Genomic DNA, 25,692 nt, shown 5'->3' with positions numbered 1-25,692 from the left:
AAATAATTTTTTGAAGTGTTACTTATTCGCTTTAAAATATTTAAATTCGCTGACACATTTTTTTTTCATTTTTTAAATATAAAATAACTTGGCATCTAAAGAGAAAACGGTTAAAGAAACGCCTTTAATGAAGCAATATAACGAGATCAAAAGGAAATATCCGGATGCGTGTTTATTGTTTAGAGTAGGGGATTTTTATGAAACTTTTGGAGAGGATGCCGTTCGTGCTTCAAAAATTCTTGGGATAACATTGACCAAAAGAGGGGCGGGTTCAGAAACGGAGACTGCACTGGCAGGGTTTCCGCATCATTCTATAAATACCTATTTACCAAAATTAGTCAAAGCGGGACTTCGGGTCGCTATTTGTGATCAACTTGAAGATCCAAAAATGACAAAAACCATTGTGAAACGTGGTGTTACAGAGCTTGTAACTCCTGGGGTTTCCATGAATGATGAGGTTTTACAATCTAAAACGAATAATTTTTTAGCGGCTGTTTTCTTTGCCAATAAATCAATAGGGATTTCTTTTTTGGATGTTTCTACAGGCGAGTTCCTTACAGCACAAGGAAATGCAGAATATATTGATAAGTTACTACAGAATTTCAATCCTAGCGAAGTTTTAATTCCAAAAAATAATAAAAATGATTTCCGAGAAATTTTCGGAGATGATTACCATAGTTTTTACTTGGAAGATTGGATTTATAAAGAAGATTATGCATTCGAAACCTTAACCAAGCATTTTCAGACTGTTTCCCTAAAAGGATTTGGAATCGAAGAATTGAAAGAAGGAATTATTGCTTCGGGAGCGATTTTGTATTATTTGTCCGAAACTCAACATAATAGGGTACAACATATAACAGCTATTCAGCGTATAGCCGAAGATGCTTATGTTTGGATGGACCGATTTACAATTCGAAATCTGGAATTGTATCACAGTTATAATCCTAATGCGGTGACGCTTCTCGATGTGATTGATAAAACGCTTTCGCCAATGGGTGGGAGATTGTTAAAGAGATGGTTAGCGCTTCCTTTGAAAGATAGTGCTAAGATTCAAAGTCGTCATCAGGTTGTTTCGTATTTAAAAGAAAATCAGGATGTTTTGAAAAACATTCAAAATCAAATCAAACAAATCTCAGATTTGGAACGTTTGATTTCGAAAATTGCTGCGGGAAAAGTATCGCCCCGTGAAGTAGTTTATTTAAAAGAATCATTGGACGCGATAATTCCAATAAAAACCTTGGCGTTAGAAAGTCCGCAAGAAGCAGTAAAAGTAATTGGTGACAGTTTGCACAGTTGTGAATTATTGCGTGAAAAAATCAAAACCGTTTTAAATCAAGATGCTCCTGTGGCTATTGCCAAAGGAAATGCTATTGCTAAAGGTATTAATGCAGAATTAGATGATTTACGGGCGATATCGACTTCAGGAAAAGAATTCTTGGAAGGAATAGAAAAACGAGAGTCGCAATTGACGGGAATCTCCTCGTTGAAAATTTCCTTTAATAATGTTTTTGGGTATTATATCGAAGTTAGAAACTTACATAAAGATAAGGTTCCTGCTGAATGGATTCGAAAACAAACTTTGGTCAATGCTGAGCGATACATTACGGAGGAATTAAAAGAATACGAAACTAAAATACTTGGTGCCGAAGAAAAAATTCATAAGATAGAAGTAGAGTTATTCGAACAATTGGTGAGTTGGATTGCTACTTATATCAAACCGGTTCAAATGAATGCTAATTTAGTAGCGCAACTGGATTGTTTGTGTTCTTTCACGCAATTAGCTATCGAAAATAAATATGTTTGTCCTGAACTAGACGAAACATTCGAATTGGAAATTAAGAACGGAAGGCATCCTGTTATCGAAAAGCAATTACCGGTAGGAATGCCTTATATAGCCAATGATGTTTTCTTGGATAGAGAAACGCAGCAATTGATAATGATTACCGGGCCCAACATGTCGGGAAAGTCAGCTATTTTACGCCAAACGGCTTTAATTGTACTCTTGTCTCAAATGGGGAGTTTTGTTCCTGCAGACAGTGTGAGAATGGGAATTGTAGATAAAATATTCACCAGAGTAGGAGCGAGCGATAATATTTCGATGGGAGAATCTACTTTCATGGTCGAAATGAATGAAACGGCTTCCATCTTGAACAATATTTCTGATAGAAGTTTGGTGCTATTAGATGAAATTGGAAGAGGAACGAGTACGTATGACGGAATTTCGATCGCTTGGGCAATTGCAGAGTTCTTACACGAACATCCTTCAAAGCCGAAAACATTATTTGCAACGCATTATCATGAGTTGAATGAAATGAGTGAATCTTTACCTAGGATTCAGAATTATAATGTTGCGGTCAAAGAATTGAAAGATACCGTGCTTTTTATTCGAAAATTAGTAAAAGGAGGGAGTGCGCATAGTTTTGGAATACATGTGGCTAAAATGGCCGGAATGCCTCAAATCGTAATTTTGAAAGCACAGAAGCTTTTGAAAAAATTAGAAAAGAATCATTCGAGCGATGCGCTGAACGGAATTAAAGCTACAAAAGACGAAATGCAAATGAGCTTCTTTAATCTGGACGATCCTTTGTTGGAGGAAATCAAAGAAGAAATCATAAGTTTAGATATAAATACCATTACGCCTATGGAAGCGTTGATGAAACTTAATGAAATTAAGAGAATGTTGACTAGAAAATAATTTATTTTGTTTTAAAGTTTACGTTATCAGAAAGTTAACTTTTATCTGCGATTTTTTTATAAAAAAGGCTTGTTTAATTCAATAAATGTCCTAAATTTGCATCCGCAATACAGAACAAGTATAGCGGTTCTTTCTAAGAATTGAAAATGCGAAAATAGCTCAGTTGGTAGAGCGCGACCTTGCCAAGGTCGAGGTCGCGGGTTCGAGCCCCGTTTTTCGCTCCAACACCACATAATGCTCGGATGGTGAAATTGGTAGACACGCTGGACTTAAAATCCAGTGAACAGCAATGTTCGTGCGGGTTCAAGTCCCGCTCTGAGTACTAAAAAAGCTTCAAACTATGTTTGGAGCTTTTTTTATTTTATAGAAATTTGTAACTGCAAAGAAAATAATTTTTATAAAAGTGAATTCTAAGCTCCACGTTTAGAATCTGAAATCTGCAATTTAAAATCTAAAATTTCATGGGAGCTTTTGTTATTAGTAAAAGATTTAATGATGAGTATAAATTTGTTTTCACTTCTAGGAAAGGGAAAATTATTTTTACAAGCTTAAGTTATGAACTCAATTTTGAGTGTCAGGAAGATATTGAAAAGTTAAAGGAAGATATTGTCTCGACTGACTTTTTAAAGTTTAAGTCGTCCAGTGGAAAGTTTTTTTTCAAACTGATGTTTCGAGGGGTTCATTTTGCGACAAGCAGAAAATATACTACTTCGTTAATGCTGGAGAAGGGAATAAAAGAAATTGTTCTATATGCTTCAAAGGCAGAAATATTAGATTTTTCAGTAGATCATTTTGTTTTTACTGATTGAGAGCTTACGTGAATATTGAAAAAAAAGAGAGCCGTGTTAATTAACACGGCTCTCTTTTTGTATTATATCAGTTTTTTTTAATGAGCTGATATAGATAACTAAAAAAGCCATCTCGCTTAGCGGATGGCTTTAAAATTTTTAGAATTTAAATTCTAATTATTTTTTTGCAGCTTCAGTTGCAGTTTTTGCAGCGTCAGTAGCAACAGCAGCAGCAGAATCAACTACAACAGCAGCAGAATCAACTACAGCAGCAGCAGAATCAACAACAACAGCAGCAGAATCAACTACAGCAGCAGCGTCTTCAGCAGGAGCTTCAGCTTTTTTACATGATACAACAGTTAAAACAGCAACAACAGCTAAACTTAAAAATACTTTTTTCATCTTACTTTATTATAAAAGGTTAATTATTAATTCGTGGCAAAGATATAAATTTTTTAATATGTAAAATATTTTTTTATTTTTTTTTTAAAAAATAATATTTTTTGTCAACATTCTCATTTACAGCAACTATTATGCCAGAAGGGAAATTTTGCAAATTATTCGACTATTATTTAATAAATGATACTCTTACAAAATTTTACTTAAAGCAATTTTACTTAATTTAATACTCTTTGGATAATGTAATTAAGAATGGACATAACAATTAAGTTACTTACATTAGATGCTCTTTTTGTTTAATTATTTTTAAAATACTAATGTTTTTCAAAATTTGTAATGGTATTCATAATCATATTTGTGGCGCCTTTATTCATTTGTACAAAAGTGCCACAAATATGTCCTCTTTCCTGTCGTTCTACCTCGTTTAGAATTAAATTTGTAAAAGTAGTATCGAGTTCTTTTTTATTGGAAACAGACACACATCCTTCTAGATTAACTAAAGCGGTAGCTTCGGCAAAATGAGAATAATTTGGTCCTATTACTATTGGAACACCAAAAGTAGCAGGTTCAAGGATGTTATGCACACCAGGGTTTCCAAAGCCACCGCCAACATAAGCAATGTCGGAATAACTGTATATTTTGGTCAGAATGCCAATGGTATTGATTATTAAAACATCATATTCAGATAGCATTTCATTTTCTTTTTCAGAAAAAAGAATGGTTTTTTTAGTAATGCTATTTTTTAGCTGCTGAATCTGTTCGGTTTTTATATTATGTGGTGCAATTATAAATTTGACATTGTAATTATTCGAATTTATAAAATCGACTAGTAAATTTTCATCTTTTGGCCAAGAGCTGCCAATCACAATAGTAAGTGTGTCATTTTTAAAATCACAAATAAAATCCAAAGTATTATCTTTTTCTAAAATTGCAACAACCCTGTCAAAACGAGTATCTCCAGAAACGGCTGCATTGGTTTTGCCTAATTGGAGTAATAATTTTTTTGAATTTTCATTTTGTACGAAAAAATAAGTGAAGGTGTCCAGGGCTTTTCTATAAAAGCCACCATACCATTTAAAAAACATTTGGTTTTCTCTTAGGATACCGGAAATCAAATAAGTTGGTGTGTTTTGTTTTTTAAGTTCGCTTAAGTAATTAAGCCAATATTCATATTTGATGAAAAATACTAAATCCGGGTGTACGAGTTTTAAAAACTCCTGCGCATTTTTTTTAGTGTCCAAAGGCAGGTAAACCGTGACATCAGCAACGGTATTGTTTTTGCGTACTTCATAACCCGAAGGCGAAAAAAAGGTAACTACAATTTTATGTAGAGGGAATTTTTCTTTAATTTTTTCAATCACAGGTAAGCCTTGCTCGTATTCGCCCAACGAGGCGGCGTGAAACCAAATTGTTTTATCAGAAGGTTTTATATTTTGTTCTAAAACAGGAAAAACAACTTTTCGACCATCTACAAAAAGTTTGATTTTTGGGCTGAAAAGTGCTACGATTTTTAATATAAAAGCAGCAATCTGAACAATAAGATTATAGAGAAAAAGCATCATCGAAATTTTGGGGCTAAAATACGTTTTCTTTATATTAATTTCTTCTGAAAGAAATATTTAAATTTTTGGCTGACAGGAGCACGATTTTTTATTTAATTGGAATGCTTTTTTTTAATTTGGGTTTCATTGGTTTAAACTCATTAAATAACTATTTTTGTTCTTCGTTTTAAGAAAGTGTCAGTTGTTTCCAGAAACGCTAAACTTTCGAACTTTAAACAAAAATTTCAATGAAAAAAATCCAAATGGTTGACCTAAAAAGTCAATACGATAAAATTGCAGCTGTTGTAAATACCTCTATTCAGGAAGTTTTAGATACCAATACGTATATCAACGGACCTCAAGTTCATCAATTTCAAAAGTCTTTAGAAGAGTATTTAGGTGTAAAGCATGTAATTCCATGTGCAAATGGAACTGATGCCTTACAAATAGCCATGATGGGACTGGATTTAAAACCTGGGGATGAAGTTATTACTGCTGATTTTACTTTTGCAGCTACAGTGGAAGTGATTGCTTTACTGCAATTAACACCCGTTTTAGTTGATGTGGATATGTATAATATGAATATTTCTATCGAAGGAATTAAAAAAGCGATTACACCAAAAACCAAGGCGATTGTACCCGTACATTTGTTTGGTCGTGCTGCCAATATGGAAGCTATTATGGCTATTGCTAACGAGTATAATTTATATGTTATTGAAGATAATGCACAAGCTATTGGAGCCAACTGTAAATTTTCGGATGGAACCAAAAAGAAAGCCGGAACCATTGGACACGTAGGGGCTACTTCATTTTTTCCTTCCAAAAATCTTGGATGTTATGGAGATGGTGGAGCTATTTTTACAAATGATGATGCTTTAGCGCACAAACTTCGCGGAATAGTAAATCACGGAATGTATGAACGCTATCATCACGATGTAGTAGGAGTAAATTCTCGTTTAGACAGTATTCAAGCAGCTGTTTTGAATGCTAAATTGCCTTTATTGGATGAATACAGTAAAGCACGACAAGATGCTGCCAGAAAATATTTTACTGCTTTTGAAGGGCATAAAAATATTATTGCACCAAGCATTTGTGATATTTGTGATTGCCATGTTTTTCATCAATACACGTTACGCATTATTGATGCAGATAGAAATGGTTTAATGCAACATTTATTAGATAAAGGCATTCCATGTGCTATTTATTATCCAATTCCGTTGCATTCACAAAAAGCATACATGGATTCGCGTTACAAAGAAGAAGATTTTCCGGTAACCAATCAGTTAGTCAAAGAGGTGCTTTCTTTGCCAATGCACACTGAACTGGATGATGAGCAAATAAAATTTATCACGGAAAGTGTTTTAGATTTTTTAAAATAATAATACAGAGACGCAATTTATTGCGTCTTTTTTATAAAATGAGATGTGATAAAATCACATTCATAACAAGATATAAGCTATGAAAATACTAGTAACAGGAGGGTTGGGTTTTATTGGTTCTCATACGGTTGTTGAATTGCAAAATGAAGGTTTTGAAGTGCTTGTTGTGGATAATCTTTCTAATACATCATTGAATGTGTTAGACGGGATTCAGAATATTACCGGAAAAATTCATGCTTTCGAAAAGTTAGATTTGCGCGAAAAAGAAAAAGTGCAGGATTTTTTCAAAAGACATCACGATATTTCAGGTGTGATACACTTTGCGGCTTCAAAAGCAGTTGGTGAAAGTGTTGAAGATCCATTGTTATATTATGAAAACAATATTAATACATTAGTTTACTTACTTCAAGAACTACAGAAAAAGCCGGAAGCAAATTTCATTTTCAGTTCTTCTTGTACCGTTTATGGTCAAGCTGAAAAAATGCCAATTACTGAAGATGCTTCTATTCAAAGGGCTATGTCTCCTTATGGGAATACAAAACAAATTGGAGAGGAAATTATCACAGATACTGCCAAAGTAACCAATATTAATGCAATTTTGTTGCGCTATTTCAATCCAATTGGAGCACATCCATCGGCTGAAATAGGGGAATTACCTATTGGAGTTCCTCAAAATTTAGTGCCATTTATCACTCAAACCGGTTTAGGTTTGCGAAAAGAATTATCAGTTTACGGCGATGATTATCCTACGCCAGATGGAACAGCTTTGCGGGATTACATTCACGTAGTTGATTTGGCGAAAGCCCACGTTATTGCTTTGCAGCGACTATTGAATAAAAAAAATACCGCAAAAGTAGAAACATTCAATCTGGGAACCGGAACCGGAAGTTCTGTACTGGAAGTTATCCATACCTTCGAAAAAGTAAGCGGTAAAAAATTACCTTATAAAATAGTGGCCCGTCGAGAAGGAGATATTACTTCGGCTTACGCCAATACCGATAAAGCGAATAATGTTCTGGGCTGGAAAGCGCAATCAACGCTTGAAGAAGCCATGGCGAGTGCCTGGAAATGGGAACAAAAAATAAGAAAATAAAAAAGGAGACTGTTCACAATGACAGTCTCCTTTTTCGGATTATTTTTTTGCTGCTTCTTTGAGTTTTTCAGCGGCTTGATTCATTTTGTCAGCCCCTTTTTCAAGAACTTCCCCTGTTTTAACCTTGGTAGAATCTGCTGCAGCGTCAACTTTTACAGCTGCCGTATCTATCGCTTCTCCCATTTCATTTCCAACAGCTTCAGTAGCCTCTTTTACTTCATCTTTTGTTTCTTTTTTACAAGAAGTCATTAAAGTTGCAGCAAATGCTAATCCTAAAAGTACTTTTTTCATTTTTTTTCATTTTAAAAATTAATAATCGAGTAAACTCATCCTATAAAGATAAAAAAATCCTCATAAACTTATGTTCACGAGGATTATATTTGTAATCTATTTCAAAACTGAACACTAATTACGCATTAGCCGTAACCGCTTCTCTGTCAATTTTTCCAATCAATCCAGTTAATACTTTTCCTGGACCTACTTCGGTAAACAAAGTCGCACCATCTTTAATCATTTGCTGTACCGATTGTGTCCATTTTACTGGAGCGGTCAATTGTATGATTAAGTTTTTCTTGATCTGGGTAGGTTCAGAAACAGCGCTTGCCGTTACATTTTGATACACAGGGCATATAGGAGTCGAGAATGTAGTTGCTTCAATAGCAGCAGCCAGTTCTTCACGAGCTGGTTCCATCATTGGAGAGTGAAAAGCACCACCGACAGGCAACAATAAAGCACGTTTTGCGCCAGCTGCTTTCATTGCTTCACAAGCTTTTTCCACTGCGGATGTTTCTCCTGAAATTACTAATTGTCCTGGGCAGTTGTAATTAGCAGCCACTACAATTCCGTCAATTGAAGCGCAAACTTCTTCCACAATATTATCAGCTAATCCTAAAACAGCCGCCATTGTAGATGGCTTAATCTCGCAGGCTTTTTGCATTGCTAAAGCACGTTGTGAAACCAATCGCAATCCGTCTTCAAAAGACAAAGTGCCATTTGCCACTAATGCTGAAAATTCACCTAATGAATGTCCCGCTACCATTTCCGGTTTGAAATCTTCACCCAGCGTTTTTGCTAAAATCACCGAATGCAAGAAAACTGCCGGTTGTGTAACTTTGGTTTCTTTCAATTCTTCGGCTGTTCCTTCAAACATGATGTCTGTGATGCGAAAACCTAAAATTTCATTAGCTTTCTCGAATAATTCCTTTGCTAATGGGGAATTTTCATATAAGTCTTTTCCCATTCCTGTATATTGTGCACCCTGACCCGGAAATACGTATGCTTTCATGTATCTAATTTTAAAAATTTAAAGATTGAAAAATTAGTTTCAATCAGAACGCAAAAATACTATTTTTTACGGTATTTGAAACTATCTGTTTGGGTTCATTTTGCTATTGAAAAGGGTACTTTAGTATAGATAATTAAGATTCAATCAAAAAAAATCCACTCCAATTAAGGAGTGGATTTGAACTGAAATCAAAAGCTAAAGGACAAAATAAGCGTTGTTTAAAGGTTGTATATGATGCGCTTTTGTTTCAGAAGTATATACTTCTTCATCAAATTCATCTCTATATTCGTTGACCATCTGCATTAGATTTTTTTCAATTGCATTTGAAATGGCACTTACAGGAGTGTCTGTAGGTCTGTTTTCAAATGGATCTTGTAAATGAATCGCCATTTTTTCGATTAAGAAAAAGGCAGCGGCAATGGTTGTAACTAGTGGAATTTGAAGCCAGCCGATACTATTGATTAATCCAAAAGGCAAGAGAATTATGAATAAACACAGCGCAAATCTGATGTACATACTGTATGTTGTTGGAAAAATAGTGTTTTTTATACGTTCACACTTTCCCATTGCATCACACAATCGCGTTAATGTATTATCAATTTCAACTTGTTGGTAAACATTTATTTTATTGTTGCTAAGGGCCTTTTTTAAATCTTTGGCGTGTAAAATTAAAATGGCATTAGGAACATGTTTATGTCTTTTTACAAATCGCAAATCATCTTCATCCAGTAAATCTTTTATTGTTTTTGTAGGATCTTTTTCTCGCAGCATTTGTCCCAGGCTATAACACCAGGCAGCTTGTCTTTTTGCAAATTTTTCTTTGAAATCGTTAGCCTGCAATGAAAAATCAGGATCATTATAAAAAATAATAATTTGTCTCAATAGTGTTCGGGATTCGTTAACAATAGAACCCCAGATTATTCGGGCTTCCCACCAACGGTCATAAGCTTGGTTAGACTTGAATGCTAGTAGCAATGAGATAATTGTACCAATTATTGTGGGGATTGCGATAGGAATATTGATAGACACGGTTTGAAAAAAATAGCGAAAAATTTCAAATGAAATACAAAATAAAATGACTAATGCTAATTCATTTTTTATTTTACCCAATACATATTTCATGGGGATTTTCTTTTTTAATAACATATATTTTGAATTAAAAGTTTAAACAATCATTATTAATAAATCGCTTCATATAAAGAAAGAACAGGTAAACCTAATGTTTCGTTAAGAGCAATTTTTTCTTTTTTTAGGAGTTTTAGTTTCTTAGGTTTTCGGGTTTCGATCAGGATATTTATGTTGTTTTTGGATATCGTATCGGTTAAAAACGGTTCAATTTCATTCGCTTTTTGTTGGTCATTTATTTTGGCTTGACTTACAATTTTTATAGAAAAAAGGGTGTTTACATAGGTTTGTAAATCTTCTACTTGAAGAACAGAATCTGAATTTTTAAGATACAACGCCTGGCTAAATATTTCTTCTTCAAAGTTCGTGTTTAGGTGTAAAATGGGACATTTACTATTAGAAATAATTTGGACACAATACGTGTTTATTTTCTTTTTAGAAGCTGTAAAAGAAGGCGTAAGTATTGTTAATTCAATAGCGAAATGCTCCATTAGATTTCTAAAAAGGGGAGCAGAAATACCGTATTGATGGTGAATTTTTAAGCTGCAATTGTTAGATTGCAAAATAATTTCTCGGCACATTTGAAAAACATTTTCCTGAGTAATACTTAGATCCTGATTGATGTTTCTTAATAAATTGGCAGATGAATACGTATCCGGAATGTCAGTTAGTAGCATTAGAATAAGCTGGCATTGCTCACCATTAGATGATTTTATGGCTGTTTTAATTGCATTGATTGTATCACTTTGTAAAGTAGTGGGAATTAGAATATTTTTCATCTGTATAAAATTTGATTTATTTATACATACAAAATAACAGTTCCCAGTTTATAGCAATCTTAAATTAACATTAGAATATTCTAAGAAGTAACATTAGAATTTTTAATGTTGGTTGTATTAAACGTAATGTTTACAATAGTGCCTTGGTCTGGTTCGGATTGTATTTTAAGTTCTCCATTGTGCATCCGGATTATTTTCATGGCAAGCGGAAGTCCTAATCCATAGCCATTGTATTTTGATGCTTTTTTACCTCTAAAAAAAGGTTCGTAAAGATGGGGAATGTCTTCTGCGGGGATACCAATTCCAATATCAGTAATCGAAATTTTGATCGATGAATTGTTTCCTGACAAAGTAACAAAAACGGTCTCATTATCAGAATATTTCACACCATTGGCGATTATATTATTCAATGAAAGTTCCAATAAGGATCTGTTACACGGAATTTCCAGTAAACTAGGATCACTAGGGATTTTATCGATTTTAATCTTTACCCTGTTATTAGGATAAATTTTATCAATATCCGATTTTACATCCATTAGAAGTTCATCAATTCTAACGACATCTAATAGTTGTTTTTTTCCGTCGTAACCAGTTTGTGTCAGTTTCAAAAGACTTTCCGTAAGATCTCCCAGTCGGGAAGCCTGACTGTGAATGTTTTCTAATGACGAGATGTATTCCGTAACATTTCTCTCTTTGAAGAGCATGATTTCCGCTTCGGCAATTATAGTCGTTACGGGCGTTTTTAGTTCATGTGAAGCATTGTTGATAAAATTAGCTTGAATTTCAAATGAGGTTTCCAGTCGGTCCAGCATATTGTTAAATGTCTTTATCAAATCAGCAATTTCATCGGTGCTTTTAGTTTCGGGAAGTCTATTGTGTAGGTTTGATGCGCTTATTCTTTTTACGTCGTAAATAATTCGGGCTACAGGATCTATAACTCTTCTTGCCAGAAATCTACCAAAAATATAGGCTAACAATATAAAAGCCAATCCCCCAAAAAAGAGAATCCGAATAATGTAGATGCTACTGGTGTTTCCTCTTCGGTCTTTTGCAGTAATGATTATAATGTATTTTTGACCGGATTCAGTAAAAGTCTGGCCATAAAAATAACGGTTGTCATCTTCAATCCATTCTGAACCATTCGCCATCACTTTTTTATAAAAATCAGCAGGCAAATTAAGATTGGTATTGTATTCAAATGTGTTTACCCCGTTGACTTTAAGAACAAAATCCTGTTCATCTATAAGTTCTTCAAGTCCTTTCGCTTTAAATTCTTTGAAATAGCGCGTTTTTACAGAATCATTTTGATAATGAATCGAAGCGCTAATTTTAGCTCGGTCTTGTAATCTTTTCAAAAAATAATACTGATTGTTTTGTTTGAACAAAAAGAAAACCACCAGACTTAATAAAAGGGTGCTGAGGGTTGAAAGAGCGATATAGGTAAAGGTTATTTTTTTCTTAATCTGCATTTTTTATGGTTTCAGTACATAACCCAACCCTTTCATGGTGTGAATTAATTTAGTGTCGTATGGTTTGTCAATTTTTTTTCTCAAATAGTTAATGTAGACGTCAATTACATTTGTATTCATCTCAAAATTGATGTCCCAAACATTGTCTAAAAGTTGTTCTCGCGATAAAATGCTTTCAGAGTTTATTGCCAGATAATGCAAAAGTTTAAATTCTTTGGCTGTTAATAGAATAGTATCGCCATTTCGGGTCACCGATTTTGTTCTGGAATTAATTTCAAGATCAGCAATAATTATAATTTCATGCGGTTTTTGTATTTGACCCGCTCTTCTGGACAACGCATTGACTCTGGCATCAAGTTCTAGAAATTTAAAAGGTTTTACTAAATAATCATCGGCGCCGGAATTCAATCCGTTTATTATATTTTCGCTACTTCCCAAAGCAGTTAGTAATAAAATGGGAACAAAATTTTTTGCGGCTCTCAAACGTCTACAAATTTCAATACCATTGATATCCGGTAACATCACATCTAATAGTACCACATCAAAAGTATGATTTGAAAGCAGCTCTAATGCTGTTGTGCCATCAAGTGCAACACTTACATCGTGATTTTTTTCTGAAAATCCTTTGCGGATAATTGACGAAAGATTGGGTTCGTCTTCAACTATTAATAACTTCATCGAGATGTAATTTATACAAATCTAATGATTTAACTTTTGTTTTTTTTTAAAATGGAGTTTTAGAAATAATATTAACAAAATCTTATTAAAATAGTTGATTTTTAATTTTTTGAAATCAGATTAAGTAATTCAGTTTTGGTCGACAAAAGGGATGGTTAATTCACAAGTGTGAACTTCCATTTCAGGAAGCTTTAATAATCGCGTTTAGTTTTCCACTAATACAACAAAGGTTATTAGCTTTTTCAGTAATGCTTAATTTCCTTAAGCCGTGATAATAGTTTTTACAGGGAATAATTTTTAAACATATAAATCCACAATAATCTGGAAAGACGAATGTTAAAAGAAGCCATCGTTACAATCACCACAGCAATAATAGGGATGATTCTTAAGTCGAAAGTTTCGGTAAAGAAAAATTGAGCAATAACATAGGTAGCAATTCCTTGGGCTACTGTCAAGCCATAATTGACATACATGGCACCAAAGAAATAGCCAGGTTCTTTTTGGAATTTATAATGACAATGCAAGCAATACGTATTCATTTTAGGGAATCCAATATTGAAAAAAATGTTTTTTTCTTTAAATACTTTGCCTTCAAGACAATGTGGACAATCATTATTTAGGATGTGAGCAATAGTGTGTGACATTTTTATTATTTTTATCAAAGGTATTTCTTATCCACGTCATGGATGTTTTCTATATTCGCTAATTATAGCACAATAAAGACATTTGGAGCTTATGAAGAAATATCCTATTTATAACATTCAGCGGTTTAATTGCAATTCCGTGAATAGTGATTTATACATTAATACCTTCAAAAATCACTTAATCGACCATAGTTTTGTCGAGGAACCGCATCGGCATAATTCCTATGTTTTGGTCTTTTTTACCAAAGGTTCAGGGACACATGAAATCGATTTTGATGTGTTTACGATTCAGCCGGGAAGTATGTTTTTTTTGCAACCCGGACAAATGCACCATTGGGATTTATCGGATGATGTGGAAGGGTTTGTGATTTTCTATTCGCAGGAAATGTACAATCTCTATTTTGGGCAAAAAACCATCGGTGACTATCCATTTTATTCTTCGGTGGACAATAAGCCAGAAATGGTTTTTGATGTACCTGAATCGAAAGCGATTCTCCCTTATTTTGAGAGTTTAATTTTAGAAACTCAGGCAAATCATCTGTTGAAGCAAGATAAAATAATAAATCTCTTGGATATCATACACATTGAAATTGCCAGAAAATATAGTGAAACACATTTCCATGAAACGCATTCCTATAATGTGAAAATTAAGAATTTTGAAATGCTTTTAGAAAAGAATTTTAAAATAGAAAAAACGGCTTTTTTCTATGCGTCACAACTTCATATTACCTTAAAACATTTGAACAGGATATGCAATGAGATCCTGAAAAAGACAACAACCGAGGTGATTACGGATAGAATTATTCTCGAAGCTAAACGCATGCTGATGGATAAAAAAATGACCATTAATGAAATTGCAACTGAATTAGGCTATGATGATTATTCTTATTTCACACGATTGTTTAAAAAATATACTCGAATGACTCCTTCCGATTTTCGTGTTTCTAAAAAATAGTTATGAATTTACCGTAACTAAACTGGCTGCTTTTTTTGCTTTTTCTACCACTTCTTCAATTGGAGTTTCTAGGATGTCATTGATCAAAGCTACTCCCATTCTTCTATATGGTCTTGAAGTTGGTTTACCAAAGATTCTGAAATCAGTTTTAGGTAAAGCAGCAATTTTTTCAATACCGGAATACGTTGGTTTTGTTGCGTTTTCAGATGCCAAAATCACTGCGCTGGCTCCCGCTTTTTCTAATGTAATTTCGAAAATAGGCAAACTCAAAATGGCTCTTAAATGCAATTCAAATTCATTGAAGTTTTGTGTTCCTGCTAATGTTACCATCCCTGTATCGTGTGGCCTTGGCGATAATTCCGAGAAATAAACGCCATCATGAGCCAAGAAAAATTCCACTCCAAAAAGGCCGGCGCCGCCCAATGCTTCGGTTACTTTTTCGGCCATGTCTTGCGCTTCGTATAGATCTTTATCGGAAATTCTGGCGGGTTGCCAGCTTTCCTGATAATCTCCACGCTCTTGACGGTGACCTATTGGTGCGCAAAATAAAGTAGGATTATTATTTTGAACAACAGTCAATAAAGTAATTTCGGAATTGAATTTTACGAAGGCTTCTACAATCACTTCTACCACATCGCCACGGGAACCTTCAACGGCATAATTCCACGCTTTTTTAATATCGGCTTCGGTTTTTATCGTGGATTGACCTTTTCCAGACGAAGACATTAAGGGTTTTACCACGCAGGGCATTCCAACGGCTTCAACACCTTTTTCTAATTCCTCGGCAGTTGTAGCGTATCGATAAGCAGCGGTTTTTAAACCTAATTCTTTGGCAGCTAAATCACGGATTGCTTTTCGGTTCATGGTGAAATTAGCCGCTTTCGCTGATGGAACTACAGTAATGCCTTGCTTCTCGTAGTCATAAAAACGCTCCGTTCTGATGGCTTCTATTTCTGGAACGATGAAATCAGGTTTGTGTTTGGCAACGATGCTGTCTAAAGCGTCACCGTCTAGCATATTGATGACTTCAAAACCATGGGCCACTTGCATGGCGGGAGCATTTTCGTAACTGTCAACCGCAATTACGATTTGTCCGATGCGTTGTGCAGCGATTGTAAATTCCTTTCCTAATTCGCCTGAGCCGAGAAGTAGTATTTTCATATTTATTGTGTTAGGTATAGCTAGGGACCGCTCGCGAGCTGTCCGTACTGCATGAGGGATAGTAGTGGAAATCCTTTTTATTTCCGTAGCGATAGCGAAGGTAATAAAAAGATTGCAACGGATAGCCCGACCCGCTTTTTCAGCGGGGCATGCCCATAAAAAAAAAAATAGTTTAAAGTATAAAGCGGTAAAACTTTAAACCTTAAACTATTTTAAATTTTAAACAGATTTTATATTATGCAGGAACTTCGGTTAATGTTACTGCTTCTTTGATTCTGCGTAATGCTTCTCTCAATAAATCTTCGCTTGTTGCGTAAGAAAAACGGATACAGTCAGGGTTTCCAAATGCGTCACCCGTTACGGTTGCTACATTCGCTTCGCCCAAAAGGTACATGGAGAAATCATTAGCATCTTTGATGAACGTTCCTCTCAATGTTTTTCCGAAGAAAGATGAAACGTCTGGGAATACGTAAAAAGCACCTTCTGGAACGTTGATTTTTACTCCTGGAATGTCTTTCAATAATCCAACCACTAAATCTCTACGGCTATGGAAAGCGTCAACCATGTGTTTTAAAACGCTTGGATCCGCATCTACAGCAGTAATGGTGGCACGTTGTGCAATACTGTTAGCGCCACTTGTTACTTGACCTTGAATTTTTGTACACGCTTTAGCAATGAATTCAGGAGCTCCAATATATCCAATTCTCCATCCTGTCATTGCGAAAGCTTTTGCTACTCCATTTACGGTAATTGTTCTTTCTAACATTCCCGGGATTGAAGCGATGCTACAAAAAGTTCCTGAGAAATTGATGTGTTCGTAGATTTCATCAGCAACAACATAAACGTTTGGATATTTCTCCAATACTTTTGCTAAAGCCGTTAACTCTTCTCTGTTGTACACCGATCCGCTTGGATTACAAGGGGAACTGAACCACATCATTTTTGTTTTTGGTGTGATGGCTGCTTCTAATTGTTCTGGTGTGATTTTGAAATCAGTATCTACAGAAGTAGGAACTTCTACAGGAACTCCACCAGATAATTTTACGATTTCGAAATAAGAAACCCAGTATGGAGCAGGTAAAATTACTTCGTCACCATCGTTTAACATTACTTGCGCAATATTGTATAAGGATTGTTTTGCTCCCGTTGAAACTACAATTTGAGATGGTTTGTACTCTAAATTATTGTCTCTTTTAAATTTTCTACAGATTGCTTCTTTTAATTCAGCATATCCTTCTACTGGAGAATAGGTGCTGTAATTTTCATCAATCGCTTTTTTTGCCGCTTCTTTGATAAAGTCTGGCGTATTAAAATCAGGTTCGCCTAAACTTAAGCTGATGATATCTTTTCCTTGTGCTTTTAATTCTCTGGCCAAAGCAGCCATTGCTAGTGTTTGTGACGTAGCTAGATTGTTAATTCTGTCTGAAAGTGGATTATTCATTAAAAAAGTTTTGAAAGCCCCGAATTCCTATGCAGGAGTTAAGGGAGGTTAATTATTATTTTTTAGTTTATTTATTTTATGCACTTAATTCTGGTTTCATTCCCAATTCTTTCAAATGCTTAAAGTGAGCAATAACAGCACTTCGCATCGTTTTGTATTCGTAATAAGGCAAGTTGCATTCTTGAGCAGTTTCTTTTACGATTTTTGCAATTTTGCCGTAATGCACATGGCTAATATTTGGAAAAATATGGTGTTCGATTTGGTGGTTTAATCCGCCGGTGTACCAGTTTACAATTTTGTTTTTTGGTGCAAAATTGGTTGTGGTAAACAATTGGTGAATCGCCCAAGTATTGTCCATTTCCCCTAATTCATTTGGAGATGGATTAGTGGTTTCTTCTACTACGTGTGCCAATTGAAAAACGACGCTCAAAATTAATCCCGCAGTATAATGCATTGCAAAAAAGCCAATAAGTACTTTCCACCATGTAATTCCTATAAGAATAGGCAATACGATCCAAATGGAAACATAAATTACTTTTGTAATGATTAAAGTGGTCCAAAGTATTTTCGGGCTTTTGGCTTCACCATAGGATAATTTTCTTTTTAGGTAACTTCTCATTTGTCTAAAATCAGTTGTGATAGCCCAATTGAAAGTGAGTAATCCATATAAAAAAACGGAATAATATTGTTGAAAACGGTGAAAATTATACCATTTGGCTTCTTTTGTAAAACGGATGACACGTCCGGCATCTAAATCTTCATCATGACCAGGAATGTTAGTATAGGTGTGGTGTAAAACATTGTGTTGCACTTGCCAGTTATATACATTTCCTGCAAGAACATAAATAGTTCCTCCCATGAATTTATTTACCCAATTTTTATTCGAATAAGAACCGTGGTTTCCATCGTGCATTACATTCATTCCAACTCCTGCCATGCCTATTCCCATGACAATGGTCAATAATACATGTGCCCAAAATGGCATATCCAGTGTTAGTATCAAAAAATACGGCGCAAGAAAAACAGTAAACAGAATTATGGTTTTCAAATAAAGTCTCCAATTTCCTGTTTTTTGAATATTGTTTTCCTTGAAGTAATTGTTTACCCGCGAGTTAAGCGTTCTGAAAAACTTCAGATTGTCTTGCTTTGCAAATGTAGGAGCGGTCTTGTTCATATAATTTTATAATAATTCCCAAAGGTAATTATTATAAATTTTCAATATGCAAAATTGAGTTAAATATTTACAATCTAAAAATAGTACTTTTGTTAAAAAATTAGAGCATGGACGAGATTCTTAAGTATTTTCCTTATTTAACCGATATTCAAAAAGAGCAATTCGCAAAATTGGATTTGCTGTACCACGATTGGAACGAAAAAATCAATGTCATTTCGAGAAAAGATATTGATGCTTTATATACCAAACATATTTTGCATTCGTTGGGAATTGCCAAAATCATAAAATTTGAACCGGGAACATATGTTTTGGATGTTGGAACTGGCGGTGGATTTCCTGGAATTCCATTGGCGATTCTTTTTCCGGAAACCCGTTTTTTTCTGATTGATATTATTGCCAAAAAAATCAAAGTAGTTCAAGCTGTTGCTGAAGCATTAGAACTGAAAAATGTAAAAGCAGAACAATTGCGTGCCGAATTAGTGAAAGGGGATTTCGATTTTATCGTGAGTCGCGCCGTTACCAATATGCCTGATTTTGTTTCTTGGGTGAAAACCAAAATAAAGAAAAATAGCAAGCACGAACTGAAAAACGGTATTCTCTATCTAAAAGGAGGCGATTTAACCGAAGAGTTAAAAGATTTCCCAAAAGCCACAGAATACAATTTAGCGGACTTTTTTGAAGATGAATTCTTTGAAACTAAGAAAGTGGTGCATGTGCCGTTGAAGTTTGTGGTTTAGGAATTGTATTGCTGTATTGAATTTGTGTCTGAGAACTAGAGGATTCAGGACTTAAAATAATAAAATTTAATGAAAAATAAAGTGAGATTATTTTGCTTTTTGGTGTTGTTATTTATAACCGCTAATAGTAATGCGCAAAAATCAGATCTAGGGAATTGGTTTGCTTATTTGGGTAACCAAAAAATAAATGATAGATGGAATTGGCATAATGAGGTACAATATAGAAACTTTAATTTTGCTGGGGATCTTGAACAATTAATGGTAAGAACAGGTTTAGGCTATAATTTATCTGAAAATAATAATAATGTATTACTTGGTTATGCGTATGTTCATTCGGAACCTTATATAGCGGGAACAGAGGAGAAGACACGAACGGATGAGCATAGAATTTTTCAGCAATTTATCACAAAACAACAGTTTGGGAGAGTGAGTATTTCGCATAGATATCGTTTTGAACAACGATTTCTTCAAGATAATTTTAAAATGCGTTTCCGTTATTCGCTAGCATTGAATATCCCAATAAATAAAAAAGTGATGGAGAAAAATGCAGTTTATGCCTCGTTGTCAAACGAAGTTTTCATCAATACAAAACAAAATCATTATGATAGGGATCGTGTTTATGGCGGTATTGGTTACTGTTTCAGTAAATATGTTAAAGTAGAGGCGGGTGTGATGTCCCAACTTTTACCAGCAACGAGCAGAACTCAATTTCAAATTATGATTTTTAATAACCTTCCTTTTTAATCTTGTTATATATTAGGTTTAAAAAAACATAACCTCCAAGAATTCAAAATCATTTGAATTCTTGGAGGTTTTTTAATCCAAAATCTTCATGCGAAAATCCTCAATCTATATCCTTATTCTCCTAAAAATGGATATCTGTAATTTTCTGGAGTTATAAAAGTTTCTTTGATAGTTCTTGGGGAAGCCCAACGTAATAAGTTCAATGCTGAACCCGCTTTGTCGTTAGTTCCTGATGCTCTTGCACCACCAAAAGGTTGCATTCCTACAACAGCTCCCGTTGGTTTATCATTGATATAGAAGTTACCAGCAGCATTTTGTAATTTGGTAGTCGCTTGCTCAATTGCATAACGGTCTTGACTGAAAACTGCACCTGTTAGAGCATATTCTGAAGTAGTGTCAACCAATTCTAATGTTTCTTCCCATTTTGCGTCTTCGTAAACGAAAATCGTCATTACAGGTCCGAATAATTCGGTTTCCATTGTGGTGTAATGAGGATTAGTAGTTACGATTATTGTTGGTTCAATGAAGTAACCAACAGATTTATCATAATTACCACCAACGATGATTTCGGCATCAGTATCTTTTTTGGCTTGGTCAATAAAACTAGCTAATTTGTCAAAAGAACCTTCATGAATTACCGCAGTGATGAAATTGCCAAAATCTTCTGGCGAACCCATTTTCATGGATTTTGTATCGGTGATTAATTGTTCTTTTACGGCTGGCCATAAACTTTGTGGCACATAAGATCTTGAAGCTGCCGAACATTTTTGACCTTGAAATTCAAAAGCACCACGAACAATTCCTGTTGCTACTTGTTTTGCATTGGCACTTGGATGCGCGATAATAAAATCTTTTCCTCCAGTTTCTCCTACAATTCTTGGGTAGGTTTTATAATGGTGGATGTTTGTTCCAATTTTTGACCAAATATCTTTGAATACATGAGTTGAACCTGTAAAGTGAATTCCGGCAAAATCACGGCTTGCCAACACAGTATCAGTAATCATCAAAGCATCTCCAAAAACAACGTTGATAACGCCATCAGGAACTCCTGCTTCTTTGAAAACTTCAATTATGATTTGAGCAGAGAAGACTTGACTGTCGCTAGGTTTCCAAATCACAACATTACCCATCATTGCAGCACTCGCAGGAAGATTTCCGGCAATGGCAGTGAAGTTAAAAGGAGTGATAGCATATACAAAACCTTCAAGTGGTCTATATTCTAATCGGTTCCACATATCCGAATTTGAATTAGGCTGATCGCCGTAAATTTGGGTCATAAATTCTACGTTAAAACGTAAAAAATCGATAAATTCACAAGAAGCATCAATTTCGGCTTGATGGATGTTTTTAGATTGCGCAATCATAGTTGCTGCATTTATTCTTGCTCTGTATGGACCAGCTATCAATTCAGCCGCTTTAAGGAAAATTGCGGCTCTTTGTTCCCAAGCCATATTTGCCCATGCAGTTCTTGATTCTAATGCATTTGCAATGGCACTTTCAACATGAGATTTTTCAGCTAAATGATACGTTCCTACGATATGTTTGTGATCGTGAGGAGCGGTCATGTTTTTTGTATTTCCAGTTCTAATTTCTTCACTTCCAATGTATAATGGCACATCGATTTTAGAATTCCACATTTTTGCGTAAGCTGCTTGAACAGCTGCTTTTTCGGGTGAATTTGGTGCGTATCCTTTTACTGGTTCGTTTACCGCTTTTGGTACATGAAAAAATCCTTTTAACATATTTGTAAAATTATAAAATTAGCGAATGTTTGTGTGTGGTAATTTTTTTTCACAAAAGTACGAATGATTGTTTAAAAAATCGTCATTTGTTGCTATAAAACTATTTGTAATAAATTAGATCGTTTGTGTTGTAGCCCAGATAGAAATGAAAAGCCCGGAATAAAATAAGCTTTTTTTGCGGCTCTAAAAAAGCGACCAATGGAAGGCTTGCAAAAATGCTGTTTTTATGAGGACTTGTAATTAATAGCTGGAATAGCTCCTAGTAATAATAAAGCTTATGATTTTAGTTTAATGCGAATGGAGCACACAATCTAAAGGTAGGCACAATAACTTTGAAAGTTTTTGTAGAAGTAAAATTGATCATATTAAAATACCCTTTCATTGCTCCATAAGGGGATGATAATAAACAACCGGAACTGTAAGTGTGGAATTCTCCTGGTTTTAAAACAGGTTTTTTTCCAATGATACCTTCTCCATCAACCACTTCAACATCATTTAGAGAATCAAAAATTTCCCAATGACGACAGGTTAATTGTACGGAATCTTTGCTATGGTTTTCGATGGTGATTTCATAACTAAAGGCAAAGTGAATCTTATAGTTTTTGAAGTAGGTGCCTTCAAAACTAGTCAATACGGATATCTTTATGCCTCTTGTTATTTGAGAAACCATGATAAATAAGTGAATAGGTGCTTAATAATGACAAATTTACAAAAAATTGATTTTGTAGCGTCCTTTTTAGAATTTTTTTTTTTAGTTGATGATATTTAATGAATTAGCCGTCCCTTTTCCGATGGCTCGATCATATCTGCCGGTGTTTTCGCGGTAATATACGATTACGGAATAATCATTTTCTGTTTGATAAAAATTTCCGTCAATTGCATTTTCATGATCGATAATTCCTTTGTTGTCAGCAATTGTGTATTGAAAATTTGTAAATCCTTGTTTTATTAAAACTGCTTTTTCATAAAGGCCCTTTTTTTCATTGTAATCCATTTTATATTCGGGTGTCAGATTGTAATTATTGAACATGCCGTTTATGTAAATGTCTTTATTCATTCTAAAAGTAGGAGCCGAAAGACTAAAATACACCCAGGCATAATCGGCTTCAATTTCATTGTTGGTCGCGTTTAGGTTCTTGACAACAAAATTCCCGTTTACATCTTGTGTTAGAGAATAGGGGAAATTCGTTCGTGCATTATTGGTATATAAATAAGAACTGTAGATCTCATTATTAGAATCTACGCGGGCTACATTATTATTGGCAGCTCGAATGTCTTTGTTTTCAAAATATAAAAACTCGTTTCCTGCCCAAAATTGGGTTTGCGTATCGTATTTATAAATCAAATCATTTCCAATCGTGTATTGAGGGACAATATTTGTAATCGCGTCATTGAATTGTCCATTTTGAAGTAAAACTACTTTCACATTTTTCAATGGATTTTGAAAAGTAAGGGTGCTGGATTTAATCGTAAACTCCAGGTTGTGTTTAAACTCCAAATTACTAACGGTTCTGGCTCTCTTGATTTGAATAGGAATTGTGACAACATCTTCATAGAGAATGAATTTTCTGGAGAAAACGGCTTCTTTATTGTTGTTTAAAATTTTCAGAATGTAATTACCGCTGATTAATAATTGTGTAAACTGATTTGGAATAGCCAGTCTATAATGGGAATAGAGTTGTAAGGCATTGAAAGAATTGGAGTAATCTGAAATTCTTTGGTTGTCAAAACCTCTTAAATACTCACTTTTAGGGATGTCTGTTGGTTTCCAATTATAATCGCAATGGGTAATTTCATAATAATAATCAGCTTCATTACCAAAAAGATCGTCAAATTGTAACTGAAATCCTTCTCCTAATTTGAAAATTGGAATTACATTTTGGTCATTTTGCACAAAAGAAATCGTCTTAATATTATAAGGTGGAGCAACCTCTTTTTCTACTTGAGCAGTAGCCGAAGTAATTATGAAAAGCAATACTATTTTTTGAAAAAAGGCTTTAAGCATATGTTTTGAATTGCTGAAATGTAAATATACGGAATTAAGCAACACTATTATAATGCCAATTATGGAGCAGTTTTGTTTTATCTGTCTTAAATCTATTTAAAACAAACTGGAATAATTTCCCCTTTTGCCAAACAATATTTTTCTACCAATTCCGGGGCTATTTTATTGGTGTAATCTTCTTCGATTACTTTAAAACCAATACTTCTTAATTTATCAAAATAATCTCGTCCATAAATACGAACGTGGTCGTATTGTCCGAAGATTTTAGCCCGTTCTTTCTGGTCAGTAATAGTATCATCTGCAAATGTAGTGGCTCTGGACAACTCTTGTGGGATTTGTAAAATTGCCATTCCTCCTGGTTTCAAAACTCGATATAATTCCTGCATCGCTTTTGTATCATCCGGAATGTGTTCCAAAACGTGATTGCAAAGAATAACATCATATTGATTGTCCTCGAAAGGCAAATTACAAATATCCGCTTTTACATCTGCTAAAGGCGAAAATAAATCGGTTGTGGTATAATCCAGATTTTTTTGATTTCGAAACAATTTATAAAAGGCTTGTTCCGGTGCAAAATGCAGGACTTTCTTTTTTGCTACAGAAGTAAAAAAATCAGTTTCCTCATTCAAATACAACCATAATAAACGGTGTCTTTCCAATGAAAGTGTACTTGGTGAAAGCACATTATTTCTTTGTGTTCCATAACCATAAGGCAAAAACATTTTGAAACTTTTCCCATCAATAGGATCCGTAAATGTATTTCCTTTTAATGCTAATGCAAGAACTGGACGAGCCACGTAACTTAAACGAATAAGTAAAGGACGCGGAATGGTATTGAGTATAAGTTTAAAGAGTTTTTTCATTTTTGTTTCAGAGAGATTCACTTTTACAACTTTAGATTTTCTTATATGACCTTAAATCATTTATATGTTTCTAAAAAGGTTAAAATATAAATGATTTAAGGTCATGTAATTTGGGTTTTAATTCTTTCTTGTTAGACTGTAAATAATTTATAGAACTAAAGGTTCTCTTCTAAACTCATCTTCTTCATTACTCACAATTCCTAATGCTTTGTAGATGTATCCAAAAGTCGATAAAATCTCCGGTTTTCCATCTATAATCGCAACATCATGCTCAAAGTGCGCACTTGGTTTCCCATCGGCAGTTAGGATTGTCCAACCGTCTTTTAATTGTTTGATGTTTCTGGTGCCCATATTGATCATGGGCTCAATGGCAACAACCATTCCTTCAACAAAAAGTTTTCCTCTTCCTTTTTTGCCATAATTAGGCATTTCCGGATCTTCGTGCATTTTTTGTCCTACGCCATGTCCTACTAATTCACGAACGACACCATAACCGTGTGCTTCAGTATATCTTTGAATCGCATTTCCAACATCTTCCACGCGGTTTCCTAATTTTAATTCTCGGATTCCTACGTACAATGATTCTTTGGTTACTTGCAATAATTTTTTAGTTTCTGGCGCTACTTCGCCAATTTCAAAAGAATATGCATGATCGCCATGGTATCCATTTTTATAAGCACCACAATCTACCGAAATAACATCACCGCTTTCTAAGGGTTTGTTATTTGGAATTCCGTGAACTACTTGCGCGTTTGGACTCATACAAAGTGAGTTTGGAAAACCATACAAACCAAGAAAACTTGGTTCGGCGCCATGATCACGAATGAATTCCTCGGCTAGTTTGTCTAAATATAAAGTGGTGACTCCTTCTTTTATTTCAGAAGCAATCATTCCTAATGTTTTTGATACGATCAAGGCACTTTCTCGCATCAATTCTATTTCTTCACGTGATTTTACTATAATCATAATTTCGAATTTTCAGTTTGCAAAAGTAC

24 protein-coding genes and 2 tRNA genes are annotated in these 25,692 nt (G+C 34.5%); 9 read left to right on the top strand and 17 right to left on the bottom strand.

All coding sequences use genetic code 11. The features are described 5' to 3' along the window. Window positions 1-88: 88 nt before the first annotated feature. The 4 genes from mutS (at window position 89) to ACM55I_RS01495 (ending at window position 3,504) form a co-directional block, all read left to right on the top strand. On the top strand, window positions 89-2,695 hold the full coding sequence (gene mutS, locus ACM55I_RS01510) for a DNA mismatch repair protein MutS (protein ID WP_416845022.1): 2,607 nt from the start codon (window positions 89-91) through the stop codon (window positions 2,693-2,695). A 148-nt stretch (window positions 2,696-2,843) separates the two neighbouring features. Then, window positions 2,844-2,919 (top strand) — tRNA-Gly (locus tag ACM55I_RS01505). 12 nt (window positions 2,920-2,931) lie between these two features. Further along, window positions 2,932-3,017, top strand: a tRNA-Leu gene (locus ACM55I_RS01500). A 139-nt stretch (window positions 3,018-3,156) separates the two neighbouring features. Further along, window positions 3,157-3,504 carry a DUF1508 domain-containing protein gene (locus ACM55I_RS01495; RefSeq protein ID WP_416845021.1) on the top strand — a complete coding sequence of 116 codons (348 nt, stop codon included), beginning with the start codon at window positions 3,157-3,159 and terminating at the stop codon, window positions 3,502-3,504. 156 nt (window positions 3,505-3,660) lie between these two features. On the opposite strand, the gene ACM55I_RS01490 is transcribed toward ACM55I_RS01495, so the two are convergent. Together ACM55I_RS01490 and ACM55I_RS01485 are read right to left on the bottom strand one after the other, a co-directional pair. Beyond that, window positions 3,661-3,885, bottom strand: a complete 225-nt coding sequence (locus tag ACM55I_RS01490) for a hypothetical protein (protein ID WP_039108867.1) — start codon at window positions 3,883-3,885, stop codon at window positions 3,661-3,663. A gap of 311 nt (window positions 3,886-4,196) precedes the next feature. Further along, the gene (locus ACM55I_RS01485) at window positions 4,197-5,441 is read right to left on the bottom strand and encodes a 3-deoxy-D-manno-octulosonic acid transferase (protein ID WP_416845104.1); all 1,245 of its coding nucleotides are present in this window, start codon (window positions 5,439-5,441) and stop codon (window positions 4,197-4,199) included. A 230-nt stretch (window positions 5,442-5,671) separates the two neighbouring features. Between ACM55I_RS01485 and ACM55I_RS01480 the strand changes: the two genes are divergently transcribed. Together ACM55I_RS01480 and galE are read left to right on the top strand one after the other, a co-directional pair. Beyond that, window positions 5,672-6,802, top strand: coding sequence for a DegT/DnrJ/EryC1/StrS family aminotransferase (locus ACM55I_RS01480; protein WP_416845020.1), 1,131 nt, complete (start codon window positions 5,672-5,674; stop codon window positions 6,800-6,802). A 79-nt stretch (window positions 6,803-6,881) separates the two neighbouring features. Next, window positions 6,882-7,895 (top strand): UDP-glucose 4-epimerase GalE, encoded by a 1,014-nt coding sequence (galE, locus tag ACM55I_RS01475; protein ID WP_416845019.1) that lies wholly within the window; start codon window positions 6,882-6,884, stop codon window positions 7,893-7,895. Between the two features lie 39 nt (window positions 7,896-7,934). On the opposite strand, the gene ACM55I_RS01470 is transcribed toward galE, so the two are convergent. From ACM55I_RS01470 to ACM55I_RS01440, 7 genes are all read right to left on the bottom strand, one after another. Further along, window positions 7,935-8,186: a hypothetical protein gene (locus tag ACM55I_RS01470; RefSeq protein WP_416845018.1), complete on the bottom strand. Its 252-nt coding sequence runs from the start codon at window positions 8,184-8,186 to the stop codon at window positions 7,935-7,937. A 118-nt stretch (window positions 8,187-8,304) separates the two neighbouring features. Beyond that, on the bottom strand, window positions 8,305-9,180 hold the full coding sequence (gene fabD / locus ACM55I_RS01465) for an ACP S-malonyltransferase (protein WP_416845017.1): 876 nt from the start codon (window positions 9,178-9,180) through the stop codon (window positions 8,305-8,307). Window positions 9,181-9,375: 195 nt separating this feature from the next. Next, a complete protein-coding gene (locus ACM55I_RS01460; protein WP_416845016.1) occupies window positions 9,376-10,326 on the bottom strand; it encodes a bestrophin family protein in 951 nt (316 codons plus the stop codon). 32 nt (window positions 10,327-10,358) lie between these two features. Beyond that, a complete protein-coding gene (locus ACM55I_RS01455) occupies window positions 10,359-11,084 on the bottom strand; it encodes a hypothetical protein (RefSeq protein WP_416845015.1) in 726 nt (241 codons plus the stop codon). 80 nt (window positions 11,085-11,164) lie between these two features. Beyond that, window positions 11,165-12,553 carry a HAMP domain-containing sensor histidine kinase gene (locus tag ACM55I_RS01450; protein ID WP_416845014.1) on the bottom strand — a complete coding sequence of 463 codons (1,389 nt, stop codon included), beginning with the start codon at window positions 12,551-12,553 and terminating at the stop codon, window positions 11,165-11,167. Between the two features lie 3 nt (window positions 12,554-12,556). Beyond that, complete coding sequence (locus tag ACM55I_RS01445) at window positions 12,557-13,231, bottom strand: response regulator transcription factor (RefSeq protein ID WP_416845013.1); 675 nt, start codon at window positions 13,229-13,231, stop codon at window positions 12,557-12,559. A 281-nt stretch (window positions 13,232-13,512) separates the two neighbouring features. Further along, the gene (locus ACM55I_RS01440) at window positions 13,513-13,875 is read right to left on the bottom strand and encodes a DUF983 domain-containing protein (RefSeq protein ID WP_416845012.1); all 363 of its coding nucleotides are present in this window, start codon (window positions 13,873-13,875) and stop codon (window positions 13,513-13,515) included. Window positions 13,876-13,966: 91 nt separating this feature from the next. On the opposite strand from ACM55I_RS01440, the gene ACM55I_RS01435 reads away from it, so the two are divergent. Then, complete coding sequence (locus ACM55I_RS01435; RefSeq protein ID WP_416845011.1) at window positions 13,967-14,830, top strand: helix-turn-helix domain-containing protein; 864 nt, start codon at window positions 13,967-13,969, stop codon at window positions 14,828-14,830. Here the strand turns inward: ACM55I_RS01435 and purT are convergent, their stop codons facing one another. The 3 genes from purT to ACM55I_RS01420 all read right to left on the bottom strand — a co-directional run bounded on the left by purT (window position 14,831) and on the right by ACM55I_RS01420 (window position 18,606). Then, complete coding sequence (gene purT / locus ACM55I_RS01430; protein ID WP_416845010.1) at window positions 14,831-15,991, bottom strand: formate-dependent phosphoribosylglycinamide formyltransferase; 1,161 nt, start codon at window positions 15,989-15,991, stop codon at window positions 14,831-14,833. 235 nt (window positions 15,992-16,226) lie between these two features. Next, window positions 16,227-17,432, bottom strand: coding sequence for a pyridoxal phosphate-dependent aminotransferase (locus tag ACM55I_RS01425; protein WP_416845009.1), 1,206 nt, complete (start codon window positions 17,430-17,432; stop codon window positions 16,227-16,229). A gap of 76 nt (window positions 17,433-17,508) precedes the next feature. Further along, window positions 17,509-18,606, bottom strand: coding sequence for a fatty acid desaturase family protein (locus tag ACM55I_RS01420; RefSeq protein ID WP_416845008.1), 1,098 nt, complete (start codon window positions 18,604-18,606; stop codon window positions 17,509-17,511). Window positions 18,607-18,713: 107 nt separating this feature from the next. On the opposite strand from ACM55I_RS01420, the gene rsmG reads away from it, so the two are divergent. Both rsmG and ACM55I_RS01410 read left to right on the top strand, forming a co-directional pair. Beyond that, on the top strand, window positions 18,714-19,343 hold the full coding sequence (gene rsmG / locus ACM55I_RS01415) for a 16S rRNA (guanine(527)-N(7))-methyltransferase RsmG (protein ID WP_416845007.1): 630 nt from the start codon (window positions 18,714-18,716) through the stop codon (window positions 19,341-19,343). A gap of 69 nt (window positions 19,344-19,412) precedes the next feature. Further along, complete coding sequence (locus ACM55I_RS01410; protein ID WP_416845006.1) at window positions 19,413-20,087, top strand: DUF2490 domain-containing protein; 675 nt, start codon at window positions 19,413-19,415, stop codon at window positions 20,085-20,087. A gap of 113 nt (window positions 20,088-20,200) precedes the next feature. On the opposite strand, the gene pruA is transcribed toward ACM55I_RS01410, so the two are convergent. The 5 genes from pruA to map all read right to left on the bottom strand — a co-directional run bounded on the left by pruA (window position 20,201) and on the right by map (window position 25,663). Beyond that, entirely contained in the window at window positions 20,201-21,829 is a 1,629-nt protein-coding gene (pruA, locus tag ACM55I_RS01405; protein ID WP_416845005.1) for an L-glutamate gamma-semialdehyde dehydrogenase, read from the bottom strand. A gap of 283 nt (window positions 21,830-22,112) precedes the next feature. Then, window positions 22,113-22,499 carry a Co2+/Mg2+ efflux protein ApaG gene (gene apaG, locus ACM55I_RS01400; RefSeq protein WP_416845004.1) on the bottom strand — a complete coding sequence of 129 codons (387 nt, stop codon included), beginning with the start codon at window positions 22,497-22,499 and terminating at the stop codon, window positions 22,113-22,115. Between the two features lie 81 nt (window positions 22,500-22,580). Continuing rightward, complete coding sequence (locus tag ACM55I_RS01395) at window positions 22,581-23,834, bottom strand: type IX secretion system plug protein (RefSeq protein ID WP_416845003.1); 1,254 nt, start codon at window positions 23,832-23,834, stop codon at window positions 22,581-22,583. Window positions 23,835-23,926: 92 nt separating this feature from the next. Next, complete coding sequence (locus tag ACM55I_RS01390; protein ID WP_416845002.1) at window positions 23,927-24,697, bottom strand: class I SAM-dependent methyltransferase; 771 nt, start codon at window positions 24,695-24,697, stop codon at window positions 23,927-23,929. 147 nt (window positions 24,698-24,844) lie between these two features. Next, window positions 24,845-25,663, bottom strand: a complete 819-nt coding sequence (map, locus tag ACM55I_RS01385; RefSeq protein ID WP_416845001.1) for a type I methionyl aminopeptidase — start codon at window positions 25,661-25,663, stop codon at window positions 24,845-24,847. Window positions 25,664-25,692: the final 29 nt, after the last annotated feature.

It is taken from the genome of Flavobacterium algoris (genome assembly GCF_048158525.1).
GTDB classification, from domain to species: Bacteria; Bacteroidota; Bacteroidia; order Flavobacteriales; family Flavobacteriaceae; genus Flavobacterium; species Flavobacterium algoris.
This window is presented reverse-complemented; position numbering and strand designations above follow the sequence as displayed.